This is a genomic window from Paenochrobactrum sp. BZR 201-1 (assembly GCF_044987585.2).
Classification (GTDB): domain Bacteria; phylum Pseudomonadota; class Alphaproteobacteria; order Rhizobiales; family Rhizobiaceae; genus Paenochrobactrum; species Paenochrobactrum pullorum.
The window spans coordinates 50,940-67,272 of sequence record NZ_JBJDRZ020000017.1 but is presented as its reverse complement, the minus strand read 5'-3'; the positions used below and the strand labels follow the sequence as shown (position 1 = coordinate 67,272).

Here is a 16,333-nt window from a genome sequence, read left to right as displayed (position 1 = left end):
TATAGCTCTTTATTGCAAAAGGGGCAGTTTCTTATGAAGGATTTCAGGATTCTTGCCCCTTGGGAGTTGACATTTTGGCCGATATTTGTGTATTTCGGCCAACCCAATGGATAGCTTGTCTGTCCGTTTTAGTAATTGGCGCCTCGGGCGCCTGTTTTTATGACGCCCGGTGACGGGCCAACCCGACCGGTGATTGACATGAAGATCAAGAATTCGCTCAAAGCGCTCAAAGCTCGTCATCGCGACTGCAAGCTTATCCGCCGTAAAGGCCGCGTTTACATCATTAATAAGACTGCTCCGCGTTTTAAAGCACGTCAGGGCTAATTTTGCACCCCGTGTCAAAACGGGTTTCAGCACTCCGGCAGCGGAGAGCGCAAGTTAGAATGATCGCTGAAATATAGACTTCTTTTTTAGAAATCTATGGCAGCCTTATCGAAATAGAATGAGAGCATTTTAATCTGACAACGGATTAAAATGCTCTCATTTTTTATGCCTGATGATAAAATTTTTTATAAAACTTGCGGCTTGAAAATTTGACTTGTGCAGAGGGGCTCTATGGCTAAAATTACCTCATGTTGAATTTTTGCTCCTATGCGCATGCGCAATCCTGTTTTGTTAAAAATTTACTGGCACTGGTATGTGCCGGTACTGTGTCGCTTGCTGTATCTGTCGCAGCCGCGCAGGATGCGTTGCAACCAATGCCGGAGCTGCTTCCAAAGCCATTGGAGCACAGTGCAGGTAAAGCTGTTTCAGAAGAACCTAAGGCAGAGGTTAAAGACGTTGCAGAGGCCGTTAAGCTGACACCAGCGGAGCGGCTGGACAAGCTATTTGCCGAGCTTTTGAAAACGTCTAATGAAGTGAAAGCCAGACGTATTGCAGCGCAAATCTCCGGTATTTGGGCGCAATCCGGCAGTGCGACTGTCGATTTGCTGCTCGGCTGGTCTTATGAGGCGATGCAACAGAAGAAATATGCAGTTGCGATTGATTTTCTGGATGAGGCGGTAGCGCTGGCTCCTGACAACGCAGAAAGCTGGAATCGTCGCGCCGCATTGCATGTGCTCAATAATGAATTTAACCGCGCCATCTATGACATCAACCGCGTTTTAGAGCTTGAGCCACGCCATTTTGGTGCCTTGGCAGGACTTGCAGGTATTCTGCAGGAGAAAGGCCAGAAGGCGAGCGCTTTGAAGGTTTATGAGCGTATTTTGACGCTTTATCCGATGATGCGTGAAGCGCAACAGCAAGTGCAGCTGCTAACCGAAGAATTGAGCGATATTCACACATGAGGCTCAATTAAAGCCAACAAAAAAAGCGGCATTTTTGATGCCGCTTTTTTTATGCGCTGTAGCTTTGATTATGTGCCGCTGCTGCCGTCAGTGCCGATATAGGCAATACGCAGCATATTGGTGGAACCTGGTGTGCCAAGAGGAACACCTGCCGTGATGATGATGCGATCGCCGCCTTTACCGAAGTTTTCACGATAGGTGATGTCGCAGGCGCGATTGACCATATCGTCAAGGTCTTTGGCATCTTCCGTGACCACGCAGTGCAGACCCCAGACAAGCGAAAGGCGGCGTGCGGTTTCAACAACCGGCGAAACGGAAATGATTCTGTTTCTCGGGCGTTCGCGGGCTGCACGCAAACCGGTGGTACCGGATGCGGTATAGGTGACGATGGCCGAGAGATTGAGTGTTTCGGCAATCTGACGGGCAGCCAGCGAGATTGCATCCGCACCGGTTGGTTCCGGCAGCGCGCGCTGGGCGTCGATGATGACCGGATAGGTCGGATCTTGCTCAACCTGTTCGGCAATACGGTTCATGGTGGCAACAGCTTCAACCGGATAAGCGCCCGATGCTGATTCTGCCGACAGCATGATGGCATCAGCACCTTCAAACACGGCAGTTGCGACGTCGGAAACTTCCGCACGTGTAGGCACGGGCGCGGTAATCATTGATTCCAGCATCTGTGTGGCAACGACAACCGGTTTGCCGGCGCGGCGTGCTTTACGGGTGATCTGTTTTTGAATGCCCGGCACGCTTTCAAGTGGCATTTCCACACCGAGATCGCCGCGAGCGACCATCAAAGCGTCGGACATTTCGATGATTTCATCGAGACGGGTTACAGCCTGCGGCTTTTCGATCTTCGACATCAGGCCGACGCGGCCGCGTGCGATTTTGCGCACTTCCGCCAAATCTTCCGGACGCTGGATGAAGGAGAGGGCAACCCAGTCAATTTCTTCTTTGAGAACCGCATCAAGATCGCTGCGGTCTTTTTCGGTCAGAGCGCCGACACCCAAAGTGGTATCCGGCAGGCTCACGCCTTTGCGGTCAGAAATATTGGTGCCGGAAATAACTTTACACTGGATGGAGGTGCCATCGCATTTTTCAGCAACCAGATGCAGCTTGCCGTCGTCGATCAGCAGGCGATGACCCGGCTGCACGGCTTCCAGAATTTCAGGATGTGGTAGGAATACGCGGGTCGTATCCCCCGGCTCTTCCTTGTTGTCCAAGGTGAAGGTCTGTCCGGCTTGAAGCTCGACTCTACCCTCAAGAAATTTGCCGACGCGGAGCTTTGGCCCCTGCAAGTCAGCCAGAATACCAATTGGGCGACCGACTCGTTTTTCAACATTACGGATGCGTTTTACCAATGTGCGCATGAGGTCATGACTGGCATGGCTCATATTAATACGAAAGACGTCGGCTCCGGCTTCAAAAAGCTGGGCGATGGTTGCTTCTTCCGATGATACCGGGCCAAGGGTTGCGAGAATCTTGACCTTACGATTACGCTTCATGGATTGGGTGTTCCTGTTACTGTCGGAGTTTCAGGCGGTGTCTCATCAGTCAGCTGGACCATCCAGCTCGATTGTTCGCCTGTGTCATATTCTTGGAAGCCTGCGCGCTGGAACCCGCGTGAGAGACATTCTTCCACGCCGTTGATACGGAATTCTTTTTCAGCCACGCACATATTCACTTTGCCATCCCAGCGACCGCCACCTTCTGCATCTTCTGCATAAAGATAGTAATATCTTGATGACAAAGGCCCTTCGATCAATGTTTTGCAGCTGGAAGCATTAACGTGCCACCAGCCTTCTGTGACCCAACCGCTTTTTGCACGATAGCCGATCGAAACGCCGACCAGATTTTGCGTTGCATTGCAAACGCGGAAATCAGCGCGTGCTTCAACGCCCATCAGCGCCGTTGCCATGAGGCCGGTGCCTGCAAATAAAGCTAAATAATGTGAAAGTCGCATTCAACGAAACCTTTCAGCGCGCAATTGACTGGTTGCTACGCTTGGAAAATTCATCTTTTGATGCTCTCTTTTCGGCAGTTTCGCATGGGATGTCAACGTGCACAACCAAAGACTTAATAGGGGCAAGCAAACAGATCATTGCGTTCATATTATAGCCATGTCACAGAATAAATCGATTAGATTTAACTTTTATGCGAGCTATGCGGTCATAACAAGACAATTTTTCAACTATCTGTATGATCAAAATAAAATTGGATAAAAGAAAGCCGGAATTTTTATGTCTTTTGCATCTTTTGAACTGATTGACGGTAATAAAAAATCAGGGATCGTACTGACCGCAGATCATGCCAGCCGTGCTTTGCCGGAGCGCTATGGCAGTTTGGGGCTGGATGCTGCACAATTTGACCGCCACATTGCTTATGATATCGGTGTCGCGGATTTGACCCGAAAATTGGCGGCAAAGCTTGATGCACCTGCTGTGCTTGGCGGTTTTTCGCGGCTGTTGATTGATCCGAACCGCGGTGAGGATGATCCGACATTGATCATGCAATTGTCGGATGGAGCGGTGATACCGGGCAATTACCCGATGGATGCGCAGGAGCGAGAAAAACGGCTCAACGCGTTTTATCGTCCCTATCATAATCAGGTTTCAGGCTTGGTGGATGAGGTGCGTGAGCAAAGCGGACGCGCACCTTTTATTGTTTCCATTCATTCTTATACGCCGGTTTGGCGCGGTAAAGCGCGACCATGGCATTGCGGTTTACTCTGGGATAAAGATGACAGGGCATTGCGCCCATTATTGGAAATGCTGCGTGCCGAGCATTTGCTGATTACCGGTGACAATGAGCCTTATGATGGTGCTTTACGCAATGATGCGATGTTCAAACATGCGACATCAAAAGGTTATCCGCATATTCTGATTGAGGTGCGGCAGGATTTGATTGCCGATAGTGCGGGCACGGATCAATGGGTGGCGCGTCTGGCACCGATGTTGACTGCGATCAATCAGCGGCCTGAGATGCAGGAAATTCAGTTTTTCGGATCGCGTACCGATCCGGTTTGACAGGAGGTAGGTATGTCGAAAATCAATGAACAGACACAAGTTGAATTGGAAGCGGCAGCGTTTCGCCGGTTGGTTGAGCATTTGCGTGAAAATACCGATGTGCAAAATATCGACATGATGAATTTGGCCGGTTTTTGCCGCAATTGTTTGGCGAACTGGTATAAGGATGCGGCTGAAGAAAAAAATATCAGTTTAAGCAAAGACGAAGCGCGCGAAATTATTTACGGCATGCCGTTTGAGGAGTGGAAGAGCCGCTATCAAGTGGAAGCGACCGACGCGCAAAAACAAGCATTTGCTGCAAAAAATCACGATCATTAAGACCGGATTGATGCTTGTCAAAAAAGCCGCCCGCACCAAAGCAGACGGCTTTTTTATTGTTGAAGTCATCAGGCGGCTTGGCAGGCATTGCCGATTTTACGTCCGCGTAAAACCTCGCCGATTTCGTCAAGGATTGCCGGATCATCAATAGTACCGGGCATTTTCCACGGTTCGCCATCGGCAATTTTCTGGATGGTGGAGCGCAGGATTTTACCGGAACGGGTTTTCGGCAGACGCTTGATGACAAGTGCCAAGCGGAAGGAAGCAACGGGACCGATTTCACTGCGCACACGCTCGATGCATTCTGCCTCGATAACACTTTCCGGCCTGTCGACATTGGCTTTCAATACTAAAAAACCGCAAGGCACCTGACCTTTTAATGTGTCGGCAATGCCGAGGACTGCACATTCTGCCACATCGGGGTGGCCTGAGATGATTTCTTCCATCGAGCCGGTGGAAAGACGATGGCCCGCTACATTGATGATGTCGTCGGTACGGCTCATGATATAGACATAGTTATCTTCATCCATATAGCCGGCATCCGAGGTTTTATAATAGCCTTCAAACTCGTCGAGATAGGATTTGCGGAAGCGTTCTTCTGCATTCCAAAGTGTAACCAGACAACCGGGAGGCAGCGGAAGTTTGATCAGCACATTGCCCAGTTCCCCGCGTTTGACCTCATGGCCTTCATCATCCACCACGCGAATGTCATAACCCGGCATGCCCACGGTGGGAGAGCCGTATTTGGTCGGCATTTTACCAAGCCCTAAAGGATTGGCGGCAATGGCCCAGCCGGTTTCGGTCTGCCACCAGTGGTCAATCACCGGCACATTGAGAATGTTTTCTGCCCATTTGACCGTGTCGGGGTCAGCGCGTTCGCCAGCCAAAAACATACATTCCAGCTTGGAAAGATCATATTTTTGGGTGAGTAATCCTTCCGGATCTTCTTTTTTGATGGCGCGCAGGGCTGTGGGAGCTGTGAACATGATGCGGACATTATATTCGGAAATCACTCGCCAGAATGCGCCTGCATCAGGGGTGCCAACCGGTTTTCCCTCATAGATGACAGTAGTCGCGCCAATGAAAAGCGGAGCGTAGATAATATAAGAATGACCGACAACCCAGCCGACATCAGAAGCAACCCAGAAAACATCGCCCGGCTTGATGCTGTAAACCGCACCGACAGACCATGTAAGTGCCACCATATGGCCGCCGTGATCGCGCACCACGCCTTTGGGCTCACCGGTGGTGCCGGATGTATAGAGGATATAAAGCCCGTCCGTTGCCAGTACCGGTACGCATGGCACATGACGACCACGGGCGGCATCAACGGCTTGTTTATAATCGATATCGCGGCCTTCCACCGGAATATGCGCCTTTTCAGGGCGTTGCAAAATAATGCAATGCTGAACCTTGCGGCGGCTCATCTCAATCGCTTTATCGAGCATGTCCTGATAGGCAACAACACGGCCAGGCTCGACACCGCAAGAGGCGGCAATAATCATTTTGGGAGCAGCATCATCAATGCGTGTCGCCAGCTCGTGCGCCGCAAAACCACCAAAAACAACCGAATGAATGGCACCGATTCGCGCGCAAGCCATCATCGAAACAGCGGCTTCTGGGATCATCGGCAGATAGATGAGCACGCGGTCACCTTTGACAATGCCGTTATCCTGCATCACCGCGGCGAGAGCTTCCACCTCTTCCAATAGTTGCGTATAAGTAATTTTACGCTTTTGGTTGGTGACAGGGCTGTCATAGATAATGGCGGTTTGATTGCCGCGGCCTTGTTCGACATGGCGGTCGATAGCGTTATAGCAAGTGTTGGTTTCGCCACCGATAAACCAGCGCCCGTAAACGCCTTGATCGGCATCAAACACCTTCTCGTAAGGTTTGAACCAATGCACATTTTGTGCAGCCTCATGCCAAAACTGTTCCGGATTTTTCTGCCAGTTGGAATAAATATCCCTGTATTGCGATGCCATTCTGTTCCTCCCAAAACAGTCTGAGTTCGCGATCTTAGGCACATCTCGCTAGGCGCGTCCATAAAACTTAAGATCAATTTAGCGTTTTGCGGATAAGGATTGTTTTCTTATCCCTGTCTTCCGTGGGCGAGGGGTAAAGAATTAAATGTTTTAAGGGGACGCGGATGTCCAAAATATTGCCTGCTTTGCTGATCATTGTCATGATCTTGCATATTTTCAGGCCATTGGGTTTGCCGGGATTGCGCCGCCGCAGTGATTTTTGGAAAATCGCGGTGATTGCACTCGGCACAATGGCTTTGATAATGGGCATCCAGTTGCGTGGATACCCTTGACCATTGTGCCCCTGTCAGGCATCGAAAAGCAAAATATTCATGCTGCGAGTCGCAGTCAGTTACCTGTTTTAATAAATTGGAGTATCTCCTGTGGATGACATCACAACTGAAACCGCACAAACGGTAGCCGTCGGTCAACTGCGTTCTTTCATCGAGCGTATCGAACGTCTGGAAGAAGAAAAGAAAACCATCGGGGACGATATCAAAGAAGTTTATGCCGAGCTGAAAGGTTCGGGCTTTGATAGCAAAGCTGTTCGCACCATTATTCGCCTACGCAAAAAAGAAGAGCATGAGCGTCAGGAAGAAGAAGCGATGATCCAGCTTTATATGGATGCGCTCGGTATGGGTTAAGTTATTTATCCGGCTTTGATGGGCGGATGGATAAGTATTAAAACGGTTGGTTGCGGGATGCTGTAACCAACCGTTTTTTTATGGGTTTAAATTATGTCGATGCATTGCACTTTGACATGTTGGTAAGCAGATTCTTGCGCGATGTCGGTGCAGAGATCTGACCATTCGCAGCCTTTGCAAGCATTGCGGATTGTGTTCTCGCGAAATGCATCACGCAGCTTTTGCAATAATTGCCGGTTGAGAATAAATTTGCTGCCTTGTTGCAGGCGCACGCCCAGCAGTGCGCTGATATCTTCCAGTGCTGCCTGATCGCGGAAGGTGACGCTTTGATTGTGACAATGGCAGTTGCTCTCACATAAAAGTGGCGCGCAAATATCATCGGGGCCATTGACCAGTGTGATGACCGTGCCGCGACTGAGTTGTTCGGCAATCTGGTCATAATTTTCGACAAAAAAGGGCGTATAGCCTTTGCCGATATAGGTCAGCATGCAAAGCAAATGGTGGCCGCGCAGATGAATAGTCATGAAACCGTATAATCTGTAACCCTATCCGGTTCACGAACCGGATAGGGTTTATTTTAAATCAATTCAGCAGGTTAACGGCTTGCTGCTTTTAAAATGGCGGCACCCAATGCAGATTTAATCACAGCGCCGACCAAAAATGGTGTTGCACCAAAGGCAATGGCTTTTTCCATGCCGATAAGTGAGGAGAGCCAGAGCGTGCCCATGACAAGGCAAAGTGCATTGGCGGCAAGGAATGAAGCGAAGGCAAAGCCAACGTGCTTCCCATTCCAGCCGCGTTCGGCAAGATAACCGGTGAGGGCAGCGATAATCGGGAAGGATACCAGATAGCCGGCAGTCGGGCCTGCAAAAGCCATGATGCCACCCGAACCGCCTGCCAGAACCGGCATGCCCACCATGGCTTCACCGAGCCATGCGAGTACGGTGAGGGCGCCTAATCGCCAGCCGTAAAGCGCACCAATCAATGGTACAACCAAGGTTTGCAAGGTGATCGGAACCGGAATCATCGGCACTTCGACCTGCGAGGTGAGTGCGAGGATAAATGTACCGAACAGAACGGCGGCAACACGTACAGGCAGCGAGCGGCTATCAAGGTTTAAGGGGCTGAAACCTGAATGCGCATGCATCTCGATTTGGGACATAATCACTCCATAGATAAATTATAGATAAAATCTAATTTTGATCTATATATCTGTTATGAATTTTTACAAGAAAGCAAGTCTGCACTTTATGATTAAGCGCGGAAAACAACGAATATGATTATAAATCATTGTTGTTATTGATAATAATTTTATTCGTGTCGATGGGGTGGTTGGTAAAAATATAGCTTTAATTTAATTTTTATAGATAATTTTTAAAGTCATATGCATTGATATGGCTGTTTCGGTGTTGGTCAGCAGGTGAGAAAAGCCCAAAGCAGCATATCAATCCGCTTGATCGTGATGCGGCTCTCAGCTGAAGTGGTTTTAAAAAAAGAAAGACTGTTATGGTAAAAGTGGCTGGAATTTAACCAATGATGGAGAAGCCATCGCGGATTTTTCCGGAGGCGGTTCTGACTGGTCGGTGGCCGATCCATTGCACGTGACGGGCGAGGATAAGGCAGGCGCTGTCAGTGTCGCCCTTGCGCAAGGCGTCAAGAATGGCGCGGTGGTCGTGGTCGGTGCGCACTTCCCATTCGCTGCGCCATGTGGAAAACAAGAAGCGGGCGCTGGCAGCATGCAGATCATCAATCGCTGACAGCAGGCGCGGCATGCCGCATGGCTCAATAATCAGGCGATGAAAGCGCCGGTTGGCGGCTTCCCATTCGCGGATATTGGCGCAATTGTCGCCCTCTGAAGTGGCTTGTTCGGCGGCTTCCAAAATGGCACGGGTCATATGCGGCGCGGCATGGCGCAGTGCCAGAACTTCCAATGCAGCACGCATTTCTGCCACTTCACGCACTTCGTTGATGTCAAAAGAGGCAACGCGAACACCGCGGCGCGGCTCGGAAATCGCGAGCCCTTGCGCTTCCAGACGGCGAAAAGCTTCACGCACCGGCACATGGCTGGTTTGAAACTCTTCCGCAATGTGGTCTTGCCGCAGTTTTGCGCCCGGTTCCAGTGTGCCATCGATAATACGGTCGGCAAGGATACGGCTGATTTTGGCGGCAATAGTTTCGTTGGCTTCGCTTTTCATGTAATTATAGATAATCAATAATGACTGATGTGTCTATGTTTTTGTATTTTTTTGCGCGCAAAATCAGCAATATATAGTCTCGCAACGCTTGTGGCTCAGGGGGTGGACTGGACGTAGAGCGCAAGTTTCCGTATAAGGCCGCATTCCCGTCCGGATAAGGATGGCCGGCTTGCGGTTACGGCGCAATAAAAGGCGCTGCAAATAGCTTGATTTTCAAAAGCCGCCATCGCTTTTGTCCGCACGTTATTTAAAGAACCTATACAGGGGTGTCATGGCTGGTCATTCGCAGTTTAAAAATATTATGCATCGCAAGGGTCGTCAGGACGCTATGCGCTCAAAAGTTTTTTCGAAGCTCGGTAGAGAAATCACCGTTGCTGCAAAACAGGGTTTGCCTGATCCGACCATGAATGCGCGCTTGCGTCTGGCGATCCAGAACGCGAAAGCGCAATCCATGCCGAAAGACAATATTGAACGCGCCATTAAAAAGGCTGCGGGCAATGATGGCGAGAACTATGATGAAGTACGCTATGAAGGTCGTGGTCCGGGTGGTGTATCGGTTATCGTCGAAGCGCTGACCGACAACCGCAACCGCACCGCTTCCAATGTGCGTGCAGCTTTCACCAAATCGGGTGGTGCTTTGGGTGAAACCGGCTCGGTTTCCTTCATGTTCGACCGCGTTGGTGAAATCATTTACAAGCCGGAAGTAGGCGACGCGGATGCGATCATGGAAGCTGCCATTGAGGCAGGCGCCGACGACGTTCAGTCAAGTGAAGAAGAGCATGTGATCATCTGTGCATTCGAAGACATTGGAGAGGTCTCCAAGGCGCTGGAAACAGCACTTGGTGAAGCCGAATCTATCAAGACCGTCTGGAAGCCGCAGAACAACACCAATGTGGATGAAGAAAAGGCGCGTTCCGTGCTCAAGCTCATCAACACATTGGAAGACGACGATGACGTGCAGAACGTTTATGCCAACTTCGAAGTATCTGATGAAGTGATGGCGAAACTCAGTGCTGAGTGATTCTTCATATAATTGATCAATTGAAAAAGTCCGGCTCAAACGAGCCGGACTTTTTTTATTGGTGGGTGCGCGCAAAATCAGCGCATAAAAAACCTCGCCGGAGCGAGGTTTTTTAAACTTTTGCAATTTCGGTTTTTGATCAGCGAAGCTGTAATGCCGAAGCTGCCCGAGGCATTTGAAATTAAATACCCAGATTGCCGAAGCGATTCTTGAACTTGGACAGACGGCCACCGCGGTCAAGCAAGGTCTGAGCATTACCGGTCCATGCTGGATGGGTGGTCGGATCGATATCGAGGTTCATCGTATCGCCTGCTTTGCCCCATGTTGAACGGGTCTGGTATTCTGTGCCATCGGTCATCACGACCTTGATGGTGTGGTAGTCGGGATGGATATTGGCTTTCATCGATATATTCCTGAAAGATTGATAGACGATCATGCTTCAATCCAGTATCAGACTGTAGCACTTTCGCCCAATGGCAGTTATGAAGGCGCACGCCAGAAGGCGACGGCTTCCAAAAGGGTTGGCGAGCCTATACATCAGCCATACGATAATAACAAGGCGCAATCGCAATAATGGTCGCAAAGCATCCGGAAAAAGTCAAGAAAATGTCAGAAGAAGTTAACAATAAGCCTAAGAGATCAGTAAAACCCCTGCGGCGTATGTTGCCATTTTTAGCCCGTTACAAGCTTCTGGTTTTGGGTGCACTGGTTTCTCTGGTTGCTGCTGCCACCACAACGCTGATGGTGCCGATAGCCGTGCGCCGTATGGTGGATAATGGTTTTTCGACCGATAATACCACTTTCATCAATAATTATTTCGGCATGTTGGTGGTGCTGGCGCTGATGTTGGCACTGGCCTCGGGCATGCGTTATTTTTTCGTGATTACGCTTGGTGAGCGTGTTGTGGCCGATTTGCGCAATGCAGTTTTTGATCATGTGACGAGATTGTCGCAGGATTTCTTTGATCGTTCCAATTCCGGCGAAATTGTCTCGCGTCTTTCTGCCGATACGACTCAGATCAAATCGGCAGTTGGCGCCACAGCATCGGTTGCGCTTCGCAATATTATCATGGGGCTTGGTGCGGTCGGCATGATGGTGGTAACGAGCCCGAAACTGTCGGCGTTGGTGATTGGTGCGATTCCATTGATCGTGTTGCCGCTGATTGCTTTTGGCCGCTCGGTGCGCCGTCGTTCACGTGCAGCGCAGGATATGCTGGCTCATGCCAATAGCTATGCCAGTGAACAGATCAGCGCCATGCGCACATTGCAGGCTTTCACCAACGAAAAAATGGTGATTGGCCGTTTTGCCAAGGCAGTGGAAAATGCCTTTGCAGCGGCACGTTCTTCCGTTTTTGCGCGCGCGATTCTCACTTCTTTTGCCATTTTTATGGTTTTTTCAAGCGTTGTCGGGGTGTTGTGGTTCGGCTCCAATGATGTGTTATCCGGCACGATGAGCGCTGGACAATTGGGGCAGTTTTTGCTTTATGCTGTCTTTGCTGCGAGTTCCTTGGGGCAATTGTCGGAAGTTTGGGGTGAGTTGGCGCAAGCTGCCGGTGCGACCGAGCGTCTGACCGAAATTCTGGACGAAGTGCCCGCTATTGCAGCCCCTCGTAACCCGGTTGCGCTGCCTGTTCCAGCCCTTGGTGAAATCAGCTTTGAAAATGTGGTTTTCCATTATCCGGCGCGTCCTGAAAAGGCAGCGCTCAGTGGCCTTAATTTCAGCGTGAAGTCTGGCGAAAGTGTTGCGATTGTAGGGCCATCGGGTGCTGGTAAAAGCACGATTTTCTCGCTTCTACTGCGTTATTATGATCCGCAATCGGGTGTTATTTGTGTTGATGGCGTGGCGCTTCCTGAAGCAGATCCGCTGGCGATCCGTGGCCGCATGGCGGTGGTGCCGCAGGATGTGGCAATCTTTGCCAGTACTTTGCGTGAGAATATCGCTTTTGGACGACCTGACGCTTTGGAAAAAGATATTATTGCTGCTGCCAAAGCAGCCTTGGCGCATGATTTCATCATGGCGTTGGAAAAAGGCTATGACACAATGGTGGGCGAGCGCGGCATGACCCTTTCCGGTGGTCAGCGTCAGAGAATCGCTATTGCGCGCGCTATCCTGCGTGATGCACCCATTCTGTTGCTGGATGAAGCGACTTCGGCGTTGGATGCTCAAAGCGAAATGCTGGTGCAGAAGGGCCTGGAGCATTTGATGTCAGGCCGCACCACTTTAGTGGTGGCGCATCGTTTGGCGACGGTGTTGAAAGCCGATCGCATTCTGGTGGTGGATGATGGCCGCATCATTGAAGAAGGCACCCATGCTTCACTGGTGCAAAAAGATGGCGTTTATGCCCGCCTTGCCAAGCTTCAGTTTGAAGCTGGTGCTGGCGTCTTCTCCAAGGAAAGTATTTTTGTCAAAGAAGATGCTGCCGTATAGTATAGTGCCTAAGCATTGCTGAAATAAAAAAAGCCTTGGGAGGTCACAACATTCCCAAGGCTTTTTTCATGTTCATCGTTCGGTGAGTTTCAATTCGATACGCCTGTTTCTGGCACGTGCATCACTATCATTCGAATCATCCAGTGGCTGATATTCGCCAAAACCAGCTGCAACCAACCGGTTGGCCGGAACACCATTGGCGATCAGATATTTGACCACCGATGTGGCGCGCGCTGAGGATAGCTCCCAATTGTCGCGGAAACGTCCGGTGCCGGAGAGCGGAATATTATCGGTGTGGCCGTCTACACGTAAAATCCAGTTGATGTCATCCGGAATTTCATTGTTGAGCGTGATCACCGCATCGGCAAGCTTTTTCATCTCAATGAGACCTGCCGGATTGATATCGGACGAACCCGTCGGGAAGAGCACTTCGGATTGGAACACAAAGCGGTCGCCAACAATGCGGATATTTTCTTTGTCGGAGAGAATCTCGCGCAACCGCCCGAAGAAATCAGAGCGGTAGCGGTTCAATTCCTGCACCCGTTGGGCTAGCGCCACATTCAACCGTTTGCCCAGATCTGCAATCTTGGCATTTGATTCTTTGTCGCGTGCTTCAGAGGCATTGAGTGCTTCTTCCAATGCACCGATCTGGCGTCTGAGTGCGGCAATCTGCTGGTTGAGAAGTTCTACCTGTGAGAGTGCGCGGGCGCTGATCTGCTTTTCCTGATCAAGATTGGCGTTCAAATCTCCAATTTTCTTGTCTGCTGCTGCCCCTGCACCGCTACCTTCATTGAGCAGGCTTTGCAAACGTGAGCGTTCGCTTTCAGCTGAAGAAAGGGAGGCTTGCAGATTGGCGATTGTGTCTTGCAAATCTTGGGCGTTGCCGCGTTCCAGGGACAAAAGCTGTGTCAACTCGTTGATCTGGCTGTTGAGGCGCGCCAATACATCATCTTTGTCACTGACTTCGCGGCTGAGCAAAAATTGCGCCAGCACAAAAACCGTGAGCAAAAACATGATCGCCAGCAGCAATGTTGATAGAGCATCAACAAAGCCCGGCCAGTAATCGACTTGCCGGTTTTGCCGGCGGTTGCGTGAAAGAGCCATCTTTAACGGCTCCCGCCCGAAGGATTACGGTTGGTTTCATTGAGCGCTTTGTTAAGCTTGTCTAATGTTTGGCGGATTGCCTGCTGGTCTTCCGCTTGACGTTCTGCCCAATCGCGCATCAATTGTTGTTCACTGCGCATATTTTTTACCAAAGCGTGGATGCCTTCAGCCAAGTTGGCAAGGGCCGCAGTGGTGCGCTGGTTCGGGCTGCCATTTTCCTGCATCGATTGCAGGCGGCTGGCAATGTCGCGGATGTCTTCGGTTGAACCTTGTGCATAAGCGCCACCTTGGTTCAAATCGGAACCTAAATCAGTGACCGAAGACAGCCAGTTTTCCAGTTCGGTATAGAAACGGTTTTGCGCGCGTCCTGCCTGCAAATCGAGAAAGCCCAAAATCAGCGAGCCGGAAAGGCCAAACAGCGATGAGGAAAAGGCGGTGCCCATGCCGCTCAAAGGTGCCTGCAAGCCTGCCTTCAATGCGTCCAGCACATCGCTGGTGCTGCCTGAAGCCGGATCAAGGGTTTGGATCGTATTGCCGATAGAGCCGATGGTTTCCAGCAAGCCCCAGAATGTACCAAGCAGGCCTAAGAATACCAGCAATCCGATGAAATAGCGGGAAATATCGCGGCTTTCATCAAGACGGGTGGCAATCGAATCAAGAATGGAGCGCATCGAGGTGGTGGAAAGCGCCATGGATTGCTGATGACTGAGCAATGCGCGCATCGGTGCGAGTAAAACCGGCGGTCGCGAAGTGTTGCCATCATCACCGCGGCGCAGTGAGTTGACCCAGCGGATTTCCGGCATCAGGCGAATGACTTGTCCGAAGGCCAGCAAAATGCCTGCGAGCAAAACGCCTAAGATCAGGCCGTTCAGGCCTGGATTGGTGACAAAGAACGTATGGATCTGGCGGGAGAGAACTGCTGCCAGAAATGCCACGATGATCAGGAAGATGATCATGGTAATCATCACCATCCGCGGCGTCGACATGGGGATGGATATATAATCCGCGTTGAAATTTCTGGTGAAACTTTGGGCCTGCTGGTCGCGCTTTTCAGCCTGCATCACTTATCTTCTCCACTGCCGTCCGATTCATTTATCTTGAAGCTAGCTTATAATTTATAGACTGTGAAATAGGGTAATCTTTTGTCGGCAATTATAAATGCCGGAAAATCAACATATGCATTTAATTTTTAAAAGAATATGGGCATTTAATTTGTCACAATTTTAAAATGCAAAATTGGGATTTCGCCGCAAACAAAAATCGTGTCTCTTAATCATATTCGCAATGAACAATGACTATAGGAAACTATGATTGACGGCTGTTGGTTTTCAGACAGCATGATGGCTGTAAATGCAGATCATCAAATCGTAGCTTTTAAATTTAAATTTTTATATCAAATTTTTAGCATTAAAAATGCCGGCCTCTCACGAAGCCGGCATTTTTAAACGACAAACTGACGTTGAAATCAGATTGGTTTTTTCAATGTGGCCATCAGTGCTTTATGAATGGCTTCATTACCTGCAACAATGCCTTTGGTGGCAAACATATCTTGTCCGCCGTTTTTGTCGGAGACAAAACCACCGGCTTCACGGATCATGAGAATACCTGCGGCCATATCCCAAGGCTGCAAATCATCTTCCCAGAAACCATCAAGACGACCGGCGGCAACATAAGCCAGATCAAGCGCTGCCGCGCCCATACGGCGGATACCGGCGGAATCCGCCATGATATTGCGCAGTTCCACCAGATAGTGGCCATGATGGCCGCGGCCGATATGCGGAATGCCGGTGCCGATCACGGCATCAACCATTTTACCACGCGCTGCGACACGCAAACGACGGTCGTTGAGGAAAACCCCGCCGCCACGTTCTGCGGTGTATAATTCGTCCATTGCCGGATTGTAAATCACGCCGGCAACGATCTGCCCCTGACGTTCAAGAGCAATCGAGACGGCAAACATCGGAATCCCGTGCAGGAAATTGGTGGTACCGTCAAGCGGGTCAATGATCCAGCGATGCTGGGCGTCACTGCCTTCAACTGCGCCGGTTTCTTCCATCAGGAAGCTGTAATCCGGCCGCGCTTTTTTCAGCTCGGTGAAGATGATCTGTTCTGCCTTGCGGTCTGCCTGACTGACATAGTCGCCAGGGCCTTTAAGCGAGACCTGAAGGTTCTGTACCTCACCGAAGTCACGGGCGAGTGAGCGTCCGGCCTTCATCGCGGCCTGAACCATAACATTGAGTACGGCTGAACGCGCCATGCCTAATCCGTCCTAATTTTCTGTTCTGATC

The 16,333-nt window shown here is 50.3% G+C and carries 18 protein-coding genes; 8 read left to right on the top strand and 10 right to left on the bottom strand.

What is annotated here, in order from left to right:
- Positions 1–198: 198 nt before the first annotated feature.
- Positions 199–324 carry a type B 50S ribosomal protein L36 gene (gene ykgO / locus ACI0FR_RS10775; protein ID WP_184222528.1) on the top strand — a complete coding sequence of 42 codons (126 nt, stop codon included), beginning with the start codon at positions 199–201 and terminating at the stop codon, positions 322–324.
- 248 nt (positions 325–572) lie between these two features.
- On the top strand, positions 573–1,286 hold the full coding sequence (locus ACI0FR_RS10770) for a tetratricopeptide repeat protein (RefSeq protein WP_404907419.1): 714 nt from the start codon (positions 573–575) through the stop codon (positions 1,284–1,286).
- Between the two features lie 68 nt (positions 1,287–1,354).
- Here ACI0FR_RS10770 and pyk read toward each other — a convergent pair whose 3' ends face one another.
- Positions 1,355–2,791, bottom strand: a complete 1,437-nt coding sequence (gene pyk / locus ACI0FR_RS10765) for a pyruvate kinase (RefSeq protein ID WP_374832294.1) — start codon at positions 2,789–2,791, stop codon at positions 1,355–1,357.
- Complete coding sequence (locus ACI0FR_RS10760) at positions 2,788–3,249, bottom strand: DUF1036 domain-containing protein (RefSeq protein WP_374832292.1); 462 nt, start codon at positions 3,247–3,249, stop codon at positions 2,788–2,790. Before ACI0FR_RS10760 ends, pyk begins: the two co-directional genes overlap by 4 nt.
- 277 nt (positions 3,250–3,526) lie before the next feature.
- On the opposite strand from ACI0FR_RS10760, the gene ACI0FR_RS10755 reads away from it, so the two are divergent.
- Together ACI0FR_RS10755 and ACI0FR_RS10750 are read left to right on the top strand one after the other, a co-directional pair.
- Entirely contained in the window at positions 3,527–4,312 is a 786-nt protein-coding gene (locus ACI0FR_RS10755) for an N-formylglutamate amidohydrolase (RefSeq protein ID WP_404907416.1), read from the top strand.
- Between the two features lie 12 nt (positions 4,313–4,324).
- A complete protein-coding gene (locus tag ACI0FR_RS10750; RefSeq protein ID WP_374832288.1) occupies positions 4,325–4,630 on the top strand; it encodes a DUF1244 domain-containing protein in 306 nt (101 codons plus the stop codon).
- Positions 4,631–4,698: 68 nt separating this feature from the next.
- Here the strand turns inward: ACI0FR_RS10750 and ACI0FR_RS10745 are convergent, their stop codons facing one another.
- Positions 4,699–6,615 (bottom strand): propionyl-CoA synthetase, encoded by a 1,917-nt coding sequence (locus ACI0FR_RS10745; protein WP_404907414.1) that lies wholly within the window; start codon positions 6,613–6,615, stop codon positions 4,699–4,701.
- A gap of 164 nt (positions 6,616–6,779) precedes the next feature.
- On the opposite strand from ACI0FR_RS10745, the gene ACI0FR_RS10740 reads away from it, so the two are divergent.
- Together ACI0FR_RS10740 and ACI0FR_RS10735 are read left to right on the top strand one after the other, a co-directional pair.
- The gene (locus tag ACI0FR_RS10740) at positions 6,780–6,947 is read left to right on the top strand and encodes a hypothetical protein (protein ID WP_374832284.1); all 168 of its coding nucleotides are present in this window, start codon (positions 6,780–6,782) and stop codon (positions 6,945–6,947) included.
- A 90-nt stretch (positions 6,948–7,037) separates the two neighbouring features.
- On the top strand, positions 7,038–7,298 hold the full coding sequence (locus tag ACI0FR_RS10735) for a GapR family DNA-binding domain-containing protein (RefSeq protein WP_184222512.1): 261 nt from the start codon (positions 7,038–7,040) through the stop codon (positions 7,296–7,298).
- Between the two features lie 86 nt (positions 7,299–7,384).
- On the opposite strand, the gene ACI0FR_RS10730 is transcribed toward ACI0FR_RS10735, so the two are convergent.
- The 3 genes from ACI0FR_RS10730 to ACI0FR_RS10720 all read right to left on the bottom strand — a co-directional run bounded on the left by ACI0FR_RS10730 (position 7,385) and on the right by ACI0FR_RS10720 (position 9,493).
- Positions 7,385–7,822 (bottom strand): DUF1284 domain-containing protein, encoded by a 438-nt coding sequence (locus ACI0FR_RS10730; RefSeq protein ID WP_374832282.1) that lies wholly within the window; start codon positions 7,820–7,822, stop codon positions 7,385–7,387.
- A gap of 71 nt (positions 7,823–7,893) precedes the next feature.
- Positions 7,894–8,445: a biotin transporter BioY gene (locus ACI0FR_RS10725; protein WP_404907518.1), complete on the bottom strand. Its 552-nt coding sequence runs from the start codon at positions 8,443–8,445 to the stop codon at positions 7,894–7,896.
- Positions 8,446–8,824: 379 nt separating this feature from the next.
- Positions 8,825–9,493, bottom strand: a complete 669-nt coding sequence (locus ACI0FR_RS10720; protein WP_404907411.1) for a GntR family transcriptional regulator — start codon at positions 9,491–9,493, stop codon at positions 8,825–8,827.
- Between the two features lie 271 nt (positions 9,494–9,764).
- On the opposite strand from ACI0FR_RS10720, the gene ACI0FR_RS10715 reads away from it, so the two are divergent.
- Positions 9,765–10,514, top strand: a complete 750-nt coding sequence (locus tag ACI0FR_RS10715) for a YebC/PmpR family DNA-binding transcriptional regulator (protein WP_404907409.1) — start codon at positions 9,765–9,767, stop codon at positions 10,512–10,514.
- A 181-nt stretch (positions 10,515–10,695) separates the two neighbouring features.
- Here the strand turns inward: ACI0FR_RS10715 and rpmE are convergent, their stop codons facing one another.
- Entirely contained in the window at positions 10,696–10,917 is a 222-nt protein-coding gene (gene rpmE / locus ACI0FR_RS10710; RefSeq protein WP_374832276.1) for a 50S ribosomal protein L31, read from the bottom strand.
- A 203-nt stretch (positions 10,918–11,120) separates the two neighbouring features.
- Here rpmE and ACI0FR_RS10705 point away from each other — a divergent pair, with 203 nt between their 5' ends.
- Entirely contained in the window at positions 11,121–12,941 is a 1,821-nt protein-coding gene (locus ACI0FR_RS10705) for an ABC transporter transmembrane domain-containing protein (protein ID WP_404907516.1), read from the top strand.
- A gap of 72 nt (positions 12,942–13,013) precedes the next feature.
- On the opposite strand, the gene ACI0FR_RS10700 is transcribed toward ACI0FR_RS10705, so the two are convergent.
- From ACI0FR_RS10700 to ACI0FR_RS10690, 3 genes are all read right to left on the bottom strand, one after another.
- Positions 13,014–14,045, bottom strand: coding sequence for a peptidoglycan -binding protein (locus tag ACI0FR_RS10700; protein WP_374832274.1), 1,032 nt, complete (start codon positions 14,043–14,045; stop codon positions 13,014–13,016).
- A gap of 2 nt (positions 14,046–14,047) precedes the next feature.
- Positions 14,048–15,031 carry a MotA/TolQ/ExbB proton channel family protein gene (locus ACI0FR_RS10695; RefSeq protein ID WP_404907514.1) on the bottom strand — a complete coding sequence of 328 codons (984 nt, stop codon included), beginning with the start codon at positions 15,029–15,031 and terminating at the stop codon, positions 14,048–14,050.
- Positions 15,032–15,510: 479 nt separating this feature from the next.
- Entirely contained in the window at positions 15,511–16,302 is a 792-nt protein-coding gene (locus ACI0FR_RS10690; protein WP_374832272.1) for an inositol monophosphatase family protein, read from the bottom strand.
- Positions 16,303–16,333 lie beyond the last annotated feature (31 nt).